General features: G+C 57.4%; 6 protein-coding genes. 3 read left to right on the top strand and 3 right to left on the bottom strand.

Annotated elements, in window-relative coordinates; translation table 11 throughout:
- Positions 1-34: 34 nt before the first annotated feature.
- Genes B4U49_RS08060 through imuA form a run of 3 tightly spaced genes read right to left on the bottom strand, consistent with a single transcriptional unit; the run spans position 35 to position 5,429 of the window.
- Entirely contained in the window at positions 35-3,133 is a 3,099-nt protein-coding gene (locus B4U49_RS08060; RefSeq protein WP_078084065.1) for an error-prone DNA polymerase, read from the bottom strand.
- A 49-nt stretch (positions 3,134-3,182) separates the two neighbouring features.
- On the bottom strand, positions 3,183-4,703 hold the full coding sequence (locus tag B4U49_RS08065; RefSeq protein WP_078084066.1) for a Y-family DNA polymerase: 1,521 nt from the start codon (positions 4,701-4,703) through the stop codon (positions 3,183-3,185).
- A gap of 18 nt (positions 4,704-4,721) precedes the next feature.
- A complete protein-coding gene (gene imuA, locus B4U49_RS08070) occupies positions 4,722-5,429 on the bottom strand; it encodes a translesion DNA synthesis-associated protein ImuA (protein WP_078084067.1) in 708 nt (235 codons plus the stop codon).
- A 196-nt stretch (positions 5,430-5,625) separates the two neighbouring features.
- Here imuA and dcd point away from each other — a divergent pair, with 196 nt between their 5' ends.
- The 3 genes from dcd to B4U49_RS08085 all read left to right on the top strand — a co-directional run.
- Complete coding sequence (gene dcd, locus B4U49_RS08075) at positions 5,626-6,195, top strand: dCTP deaminase (protein ID WP_078084068.1); 570 nt, start codon at positions 5,626-5,628, stop codon at positions 6,193-6,195.
- A gap of 20 nt (positions 6,196-6,215) precedes the next feature.
- Entirely contained in the window at positions 6,216-7,412 is a 1,197-nt protein-coding gene (locus B4U49_RS08080) for a BaiN/RdsA family NAD(P)/FAD-dependent oxidoreductase (RefSeq protein WP_078084069.1), read from the top strand.
- Positions 7,413-7,805: 393 nt separating this feature from the next.
- A partial coding sequence (locus B4U49_RS08085) for a TonB-dependent receptor (protein WP_078084070.1) occupies positions 7,806-10,354 on the top strand: 2,549 nt, incomplete at its 3' end.

Raw genomic sequence — 10,354 nt, forward strand, 5'->3', positions numbered from 1 at the left:
CCCTTCGCTGGGGCCTTTTTTATTCCCGCTTTCCTCAGTGGAAACTCCGCACATGTTGAGTTTCCTTGTTGGTGAGGCTGTCGAGTTTCTTGCCGATCAGGTGGATGACCGCATATTGCTGTTGCCGCGCATCCCGACTGATTTGCAGATTGCCCTCGATCAATAGAATTTTCCCGCGCAGAATTTCTGCGCGATAGCGCTCCTGTACCTGTTTCCACAGCACCACGTTGATCACTCCGGTTTCATCCTCCAGTGTCAAAAACAACACGCCGGCGGCGCTGCCCGGACGCTGGCGGCAGGTAACCAGGCCGAGCACCTTGATCCGGTCGCCATCTCTCAGCCCTTCAAGGTCGCAGGCGCGGGTGAGGTTGGTAAAGCGTCGCTGCTTGCGCAGCAGGATGATCGGGTGCTCCCGCAGGGTCAGGCCGGTGCTTTGATAATCGCTGTAGATATTGTCTTCCTGGCTGGTCTCTGGCTGATGTTGTGCGGGTGCGGCGTGTTCCAGCTGACTGTTCAACGCCTGCCAGGTACTGTGGAAGCGGTTCTCCGCAATGCTGTAAAAACAATTGGCGTGGGCCAGGATGGCACTTTGCTGGGAGGGAATATCGACCCGCCGGGCGAACGCCTCCAGAGATTGAAAGTTGCCATGTACCCTTGCTGCTTCTATCGCGTCCACGGATTCCTCAGCGAGTCCTTTTATCAGGCGCATTCCCAGGCGGATGGCGGGGCTAGCTGAAGGGTTGGATTGTCCGTTACCGTTGTTTTTCTCCGATATAACCAGGCTGTGGTGCCAGCCGCTGTGGTTCACATCCAGCGGCAATATTTTCACGTTGTGGCGCTGGGCGTCGTACACCAGTTGTGCCGGTGCATAAAACCCCATGGGCTGGCTGTTCAGCAGGCCGCAGTAAAAAGCGGCCGGGTGGTGGTACTTGATCCAGGCAGAAAAATACGCGAGCAGGGCAAAGCTGGCAGAGTGGGACTCCGGAAAGCCGTAGGAGCCAAATCCCTTCATCTGTTCGAACAGCTGCTCTGCCAGATTGCGCTGGTAACCGTTTTTCAACATGCCGTTTACCAGTTTTTCCTTAAACTGCAGCAGGTTGCCATTTTTTCCCCAGCTGGCCATGGCGCGGCGCAGGGCGTCGGCCTGGCCGCCGCTGAACCCTGCCGCCACCATGGACAGCTTGATCACCTGTTCCTGGAATATGGGAACTCCCAATGTCCGCTCCAGTACCGGACGCAGGTTTTCATGGGGATAGCTCACCGGTTCCTGCTTCTGCTTTCTGCGCAGGTAGGGATGCACCATGCCACCCTGGATCGGACCGGGGCGGACGATGGCGATTTCGATCACCAGTTCGTAAAAGGTACTCGGCTGCAGTCGCGGCAGCATACTCATCTGCGCACGCGACTCGATCTGGAAGACGCCGACGGTGTCAGCCTTGCACATCATTCCATAGACGCGGGGGTCCTCCGTGGGGATATCGCGCAATTGCATCCGCTGTCCGTACAGGGCCATGTAGGTCAGGGATTTACGCAGCGCGGTTAGCATGCCCAGGGCGAGAATGTCGACCTTCATCAGTTTCAGGTCTTCAATATCTTCCTTGTCCCACTGCACGATGGTGCGCTCATCCATCGCCGCATTCTCGATCGGCACCAGTTGGCTCAGGGGCTGTTCAGTAATCACGAAGCCGCCCACATGCTGTGACAGGTGCCGTGGGAAGCCGTAGATCTGCTCCAGCAGGGTGGGCAGCATTCTGCCAGCGGTGCCATTCGCAGGAATACCGGCCTTCTGCATCTGCTGCGGAAAGTCTTCCAGGGTATCCCACCAGGCGCGCCCGGCCTGGAGGCGCTCGATGGTTGCCGCCCCTAGGCCCAGCGCCTTGCCGATGTCCCGCAGGGCACTTTTGAACCGGTAGGTGATTTTTGTCGCCGCGAGCCCGGCCCGCTCCCGACCGTACTTCCGATAAATGTATTGAATGATTTCTTCGCGCCGCTCGTGTTCAAAGTCGACGTCGATATCCGGCGGCTCGTTGCGTTCGCGGGAGATAAACCGCTCGAACAGCAGGCCGATTTTGTGCGGGTCGATCTCGGTAATAAACAGGCAATAACACACCACGGAGTTGGCCGCCGAGCCCCGTCCTTGATAGAGGATATGTCGGTCGCGAGCGTGCTGGACGATATCGTAAATCGTGAGGAAATAGTGCTCGTATTTGAGTTCGGCAATCAACGCCAGTTCGGTTTCGATCTGCCGGCGGATATGCGCCTGTGGTCCTTGGGGCCAGCGTTTTGCACTGCCTGTTTCCACCAGCTCGCGTAAATATTCACTGGCGCCCTTGCCCGCGGCGAGGACTTCAGAGGGGTACTGGTATTGCAGTTCCTTGAGACTGAAAGTGCATGCACGGCTGATCTTCAGCGTGTTTTGTATGGCCTCCCGGGGATAGAGCGCGGCAATCTCCGGCAGCGTGCGCAGGTAGCGTTCCGCATTCTGTTGCAGGCGATAGCCGAGCTGTTCCAGCGTGCAGTTGTGGAAATTCGCATTGAGTACATCCTGGAGCGGTTTGCGACTGCGGTTGTGCATCAGCACCGCATTGGTGCCCACGATGGGTAATTGCTGGGACTTGGCAAATGCGAGCAATCGCTGAAGTTGCGGGTTTTCCCCGGGTAACAGCTGGTGGTTGAGGGCGATGTACAGGCGCTTGCCGAAATGCTGTTTCAGCACGGCGGGTATTTCCAGCGTGGCGTCTCCTGGAAGCCACAGGCAGAGCGCGTGCCTGCAGAGGCTGACAATATCTTGGAGATAAGTCTGGTACTGCCCTTTTTCTGCGCGCAGTCGGGAGGTGGAAATCAGCTGGCAGATTTCGCTGTAGGCCGTTTTATCGGGAGCGAGCAAAACCAGCTCCTGTCGATCTTGCGGCAGGCGGAACAAACTGCCACAGATCAGCTGCAGGCGGCTGCCCCTGGCCCTGAGCTTTTCCAGTTCCGAGTAGGCGCGCACCACGCCGGCCATGGAGCATTCATCGGTGATGGCGATGGCGCTATAGCCGAGTTGATCGGCGGTGCTGACCAGTTCCTGTGGATGGGAAGCGCCCTGGAGAAACGAGAAATTACTCTGGCAGAAAAGTTCTGCGTACTGCATGCAAAGTGTTGTGGCTGTGGGGTATGTGTCAGGTATTTACAAGGGGCGATCAGGAATACACGCCGTGCAGAAACCAGTCCTCTGAAGTCAGGTCCTGATAGACCCAGTACAGGCTGCCCTGTTCGCTGCGGGCGATGTAGTAATCGCGGGCGTGGCGGTGGTGTTGCCACCAGTAGCCGTCGATGCGCTCCGGGCCCTGCAGTAATTGCAGTTCTCCGTCGTAAAACAGTTTGTGATTGCGTTGCTGTACCCGGTCTGGTCGGGGAAGCAGCCAGCTGGGGCGGGGCGCATTGATCGGATTCAGCTGATGGCCGCGGGGCCTGCTCTGCAGACTGAGACTGTCGGCGCTGCTCCAGGCCTGTTCCGGCAGATAGCTCTCCTGCAAAGTGACCCCGGACAGCGCCTGGTGCCCGAGCCGGGCCTTGAGCTTGTCGATCAGCTGGTAGCTGTCGTGTGTATTACTGCCTTCGTCAAAAAAGTCTTCACGCAGGCCCTGGGTTTCCAGTGCGCGCAGCTGCTGGCATTTGAGTGCCAAGGCCTGAACCGGCTCGCGCAGCTCTACGCGCTCCAGTTGCAGCTTGGTGAGGGCGATCAGCCGCTGTGGATCGAGCTGCGGGCGTGAGATTTCCACATTGATCTCCTGGCTGCCCCGGCTGCCGTAATCGAGGATCCAGCGCAGTTGCTGGCTGTAAAGCTGGCGGCGCTGGAGTTGCCGGCAGAGTTCCCGCACCAGGCGACCGGCGGGAAACAGTAGTTGCTCACTGTTATCCAGCGGGCTGGAAAAAAAGAGCTCGCTGTGAAACTCCGGTGGTGGCTGGTAGCTGGGAACCGGGTCCGGACGGGTGCCGTTGAGCCGCGCGAGGTAATCGATAAAGCCGCGGCCGAAGCGGTTGCCCACCTCCGACAGCGGGATGGCGAGCAGCTGACTGACCCGCTTGATACCACTCGCATAAAGCTTGGCGATGGCCGTGTGGCTGCAGTCGAGCAATTTGCTGGGAGCGAAACTTATCCACTGACGCCACTGTTGTGGCGTGGCCGGGGCTCTGGTCTCTGCCAGCCACTGACGGTGTTCCGGCAGTTGGCTGAGCAGGTGCGCGGCACTGGGGCTGTGGCCCAACCCCATCACATGCTGGATACGCATCTTGTGCAGCTCCTTGCGCAGCTGCTGTAACAGGGGCGCCAGGCCACCGCTGGCCCTGAGGCTGCCGCTCAGCTCCAGAAACAGGCAGGCGGTATCGTCCCCCGGCGCCGGCTGTGTATGGCTGCTTTTGTCCGTCGCGCCGCCGCGGGGAGAGACCACCGGGGTAAAGCTGTAACCCCACTGGGCTAACTGCTGCAGCAGCTGGGATTCCCGTTCCCGATCCCGCTCCAGTAACTCCAGAGCTGGGCAGTAGGCACAGGCGGTGGGAATGGTGAGGCCCGCGCAGACATTGTGGGCGCGGGCGGCGCCATTGGCGGCCTGGATCAGGTTGCCCTGGGAAACGGCAACCGGAGTCTGGTCTCCGGCCCGGTGCGCGCGGGTCAGCGCTTCCAGGGGGAGCTGTGGGAACTGGATACAGAGCCAGAGCATGGTGAGTTCCTGCGGGGATCAGTGTAACGGCTGGTCGCGGCGGACCAGATCCGGGCTGCGGGCCAGGTGCAGGCGCTGGCCGGATTTACCGTTGAGCTGCTTGAGCAGATGAACCGCCAGTTGCTCCCCGTCACTCTGTAGTTTCAGCCTGAGGGTGGCGGGTGAAGGGGTGTCGGCACTGGAGCCGGGGCGGAAATGGAAGTGCAGGCAATCGCCGTCGCGGGCGGCCACCTGCAGTCGACGCAGGTCCTTGTCTGCGGGAGATTCCTTGCCCTGCCAGTTGACCAGGGCACCACAGGCGCCGGACTGCAGCGACTGTTCCGCCGCCCACAATTGGTCCCGCTGTCCCCTGGGGTGGAGAATGAGCAGTTTCTCCAGTTGGATACCCGCCTGTACCAGTGCCGGTGCGTAGGGGATATGCGGCGGGTTGATCAATATCACCATGCGCCCCTGTCGGGTCAGCTGCGCGAGTGTCGGCAGTATCAGCGACATTTCACCGATGCCGGCTTTATCCACAAGCAGCTCGCTGGTGGCGGCACGGGGCCAGCCATGATTTGCGAGCAGTGCATCCAGGCCGCGATAACCACTGCCAATCCCTGTACGGGGCTGTCGCTGCCGGTTGGCCAGTTGCCATATATCCGGACGCGTCAGCAGCTGCTGCAGGGGCTGCTTGTCGGCCTGGTCACTTAACTGCTTGTTTTGCATGAAGTTTTCGGCGCTGTTCACGATTGGCTTGCTCCGCTTGGGCTGTCTGGCAGTGCTTGACTGGTTATCTATACAGTATCTACTGGCAATTTATACAGTAGTCATCCAGTGGCGGCAAGCCCGTACCAACTCGGTTGGCACTTTTTTGCACAGGGCAAACCGGCTATGATTCGGCCTCTTTAAATGACCGCCAAAATTGAGCACACGAGGGGGCAGGGTGAGTATCAAATCCGATAAGTGGATCCGCCGTATGGCAGAGAGTGAGGGCATGATCGAGCCCTTCGAGCCGGGTCAGGTTCGTCACGGTTTATCGGGTGACCGCCTGATTTCCTACGGCACCTCCAGCTACGGCTACGATGTGCGCTGTGCCAATGAGTTCAAGATCTTCACCAATGTGCATTCCGCCACCGTAGACCCCAAGGCTTTCGATGAAGACAGCTTTGTGGACGTACAGGGTGATTACTGCGTCATTCCCCCGAACTCCTTCGCCCTGGCGCGCACCGTGGAGTACTTCCGCATTCCGCGCTCGGTACTGACCATATGCCTTGGCAAGTCCACCTATGCCCGCTGTGGCATCATCGTGAACGTGACCCCGCTGGAGCCGGAGTGGGAAGGTCACGTGACCCTGGAATTTTCCAATACCACCAACCTGCCGGCGAAGATCTACGCTAACGAAGGCGTGGCGCAGATGCTGTTCTTCGAGTCCGACGAGATCTGCGACGTGTCCTACAAGGATCGCGGTGGCAAATACCAGGGCCAGCGCGGCGTGACTCTGCCGAAGACCTGATAACCTACTGACAGTTTCCTATGACCGACTTTCCCGCCCAGGCGGATGTGCTTGTCATCGGCGCCGGCGCTGCCGGCCTGATGTGTGCCGCGGTAGCGGGCAAGCGTGGCCGCAGCGTACTGGTGCTGGACCACGCCAATAAGGTCGGCAAGAAAATCCTCATGTCCGGCGGCGGCCGCTGCAATTTCACCAATCTGTACACGGCGCCGGACAACTTCTACAGCGAAAACCCGCACTTCTGTAAATCCGCCCTGGCCCGCTATACCCAGTGGGACTTCATTGCGTTGGTGGAAAAGCACGGAATTCCCTATCACGAGAAAACCCTCGGTCAGCTGTTCTGCGATAACAAGTCCCGCGACATTGTCGACCTGCTGCTGGCAGAGTGTCGCGAAGCCAGGGCACAGATCCGTACCCGCTGTGAAATCCAGCGTATCGAACCGCTCGAGCCCAAAGGCTTTGAGGTACATACCTCGCTTGGAAAAGTGATGTGTGAATCCCTGGTAATCGCGACCGGAGGCCTGTCGATTCCCACCATGGGGGCGACCGGGTTTGGCTATGAAATTGCCCGCCAGTTCGGCCACAGCATTATTCCCACCCGCGCAGCACTGGTGCCCCTTACCCTGAACAAGCGCGCACTGGCACGGCAACAGGAATTGCCGGGGACCTCTCTGGCAGTCAATGCCAGTTGTGACCAGGGGTATTTCCACGAGCAGATGCTGTTTACCCACAAGGGATTATCCGGCCCTGCGGTACTGCAGATTTCCAGTCACTGGCGCGAGGGGAAAGCGGTGGAGTTCGACCTGGCACCGGGACTGGATCTATCCCAGTGGCTGAGAGAGCAGCGCAGTAAAAAACCGGAAAGCTATCTGCACACGGTACTGGCGGAACTCTGGAGTAAAAAACTGGTGCAGTTTTTCCTGCAGCAGAACGATATCCCGAGCAAGCCATTCAAGCAGTACAGCGAGAGTGAAATCAGCGCGCTTGGCGAAAAGCTGCAGACATGGCGTCTGGTTCCGGAGGGAACCGAGGGTTACCGGACAGCAGAAGTGACCTTGGGTGGAGTAGATACCAACGAGGTTTCTTCCCGCACCATGGAGAGCCAGAAGCAGCCGGGACTGTACTTTATCGGTGAAGTACTGGATGTAACCGGCTGGCTCGGCGGCTTCAACTTTCAGTGGGCCTGGGCATCGGCTCACGCTGCCGGTGGTGAGGCTTAACGTCCCCCCCTCTACAGAAAGATCTCCCTCATATCCTCTGCCAAGCACTTGTTCTCGGGCGCAGATTCTCCGGGTACGTTTTGTATAAAAAACACCCGCCTGTGAATCGGCGTTCGCAGACCATGCCAACACATAAAGCCTGTACTGATAAATGTGCCTGGTGCGTCCACTAGTTGTAGTTGATTGGAGTTATTGTTAACAATTTACAGTTGACACTGGGGGCGCGGAGTTGCAGGATGGCTCCAGTAGCCATGTGACTGTGCCTATAGCATTTACATGACTGCGTGGACGGTTCAAGTCAATAACGAATAAAGGCTCGGGACTCGGTCGCCTGTCATCGATGGGTAGGCGTGTGGTTCGAGCGTCGAGCCTCCAGATGGAGAGAGAGCATCCATGCCTATTAATAGCAAGCGCTTTACCCTGAGCGCCTTGTCCGCCGCTGTGATTTCCGCGGCTTCTGTTGGCGCTTATGCCCAGGAAGCAGGTAGCAGCACGCTGGAAGAAATCACGGTGACGGGCATTCGCCAGTCGCTGACAAATGCAATGGACATCAAGCGCGATTCCGCCGGTGTTGTGGACGCGATTTCTGCCGAAGATATCGGCAAGTTTCCCGATACCAATTTGGCGGAATCCCTGCAGCGCATTACCGGTGTATCCATTGACCGCAGCAATAACGAAGGTAATAAGGTTACCGTGCGCGGCTTTGGCCCCAACTTTAACCTGGTGACCTTGAATGGTCGCCAGATGCCAAACTCCTCCGCGCTGCAGTCCGAGGGTATTACCCGTAGCTTCAAGTTCGCTGAAATTTCCGCGGAAAGTGTAAGCGGTGTTGAGGTGTACAAAACCGGTAAAGCCGATGTGTATTCTGGTGGTATTGGTTCCACCATCAACATCAAGACTGCACGTCCATTCGATCACGACGGCTTTATTGCCAGCGCGAGTGTGAAGGGCGTGATGGATACCAGCGTTGAGAAGGGCGATACCGTAACCCCAGAAATCGCCAGTATGGTGAGCAGCACTTTCTTCGATGGGAAATTCGGTGTACTGGTCGCGGTGTCTCACGCAGAGCGTGACAGCCGCAGCGAGTCAGTGAATACCCAAGCCTGGGTTCCCAACTACGGTGTAGCGGATACCTCAGCCATCGACCGCTCGAAAAACCCGGACGGTACCTACTGGGCGCCGTGGACTTTTGACGTGGACGCTTCTGACCATCAGCGCGAGCGCCAGAACGGACAGCTGGTATTGCAATTCGCGCCTGTGGATAACGTGACTGCAACGCTGGACTATACCGCTTCCCGCTATGATGAGCAGGTCTCCATGAACCGCACCAGCGTGTGGTTTGATACCTCTGCTGGCGTTACTGACAGCAACGGCACTGTCATCAATCCGAGCGTACAAAATGATGAGCTGAATTTCTGGGCGTGGAACTACCAGTTTGTTACTGAAAACGATTCCGTAGGTCTGAATGTGGAGTGGGCCGCAACCGACTCACTGAGCTTTGGCCTGGACGTACACGACTCTACCTCCCATTCTCAGCCGGGTGGTACTCCCGCAGAAACCATTGCCAATACCAAGAACCCGGGCAAACTGGTGAATGTTGAAGCGGACTTCTCCAGTGGCAGTGGCCTGCCTGGAATCAGCTTTGACGATTCCGCACTCGCAGGTGGTGCTTTTGCTCCGGAAAATATTGTTTCCGATCTGTTCCAGGAGCGTGGTCTCGAAATCGAGAACAGCATTCAGCAAATTCAGCTTGATGGAACCTGGGAAAACCTGGATGGTGGCGCGCTTAAAACCGTCAAATTTGGTATTGCCAGTACCGACTATCAAGTGGATGCCTATGACAGCCAGTCTTTCGCATTCGTAGACCTGGGTGACCTGGCATCCCTGGGAATCGACTTTGAGCAGCGGGGTGATTTCGGGGATCAAATCGGTAGCAACAGCGGTTTGTTCCCACTACTGGCGGATTATGAGGCTTCTGACTTTATCGATGCAGTAAAGGCCAGTGGTCAATACTTCCAGGCCACTCCGACCTTTGACAAGGTGACGGAAGAAACACTTGCAGCTTTCGTTACCGCGGACTTCGAAACGGAGTTCAATGGCTATCCTGTACGGCTGAACGCGGGTGTGCGATTTGAAGATACTGAAGTAACCGGCACCTCCATTCAGAACGGTATCCTTGGATTGAGCTTTTGGCACGACGAGGAGCTGCGTGAAATCAATGACGATACGCCCAGTGCCGATACTCTTGACGGGGATTACACGCGCTTCCTGCCGAACCTGGATGCGAGCATCAGTCTGACCGAAGAACTGGTGGCGCGTGCATCTTTCAGTCGTACCTTGAGTCGCGCCGATATCTCTGCGATGTTCCCGTCTACCTCTCTGGATGTGTCACGTCCGGGTGGTCCGTTCAATGCCTCCCAGGGTAATCCGGGTTTGTTGCCGATTACTTCTGACAATTTCGACTTGTCCGTGGAGTACTACTACGCAGAGGGTAGCTACGCATCTGTAGGTTACTTTAAGAAATACGTTGAGAACTTCATCGGTGCGACCACCGAAGAGCGTGTAATCTACGACGTAAATGGCAACCCGATCACCGACCCGAGTATCAATCCGCGCCCGGGATGCCCGGATTCTACCGGCAGTAACCCGGCGTGTTTCGGTACCGCCAATGACCCGGTTATAACCTGGAATGTCGGTACTCCCGGTAACCAGGAGAATGCGGAAGTCTACGGTTGGGAATTTGCCGTGCAGCATATGTTTGGCGATAGCGGATTCGGTGCGATCTTCAATGCGACCCTGGTAGATGGCGACGTAGAATACGATGTCTACAGCAGTGACAATGTCTTTGCGCTGACGGGTATGAGTGACTCTGCGAACCTGATTGGCTTCTATGAGAAAGATGCCTTCCAAGCTCGTCTCGCCTACAACTGGCGTGATGATTT

The sequence above is a fragment of the Microbulbifer mangrovi genome (assembly GCF_002009015.1).
Lineage (GTDB): Bacteria > Pseudomonadota > Gammaproteobacteria > Pseudomonadales > Cellvibrionaceae > Microbulbifer > Microbulbifer mangrovi.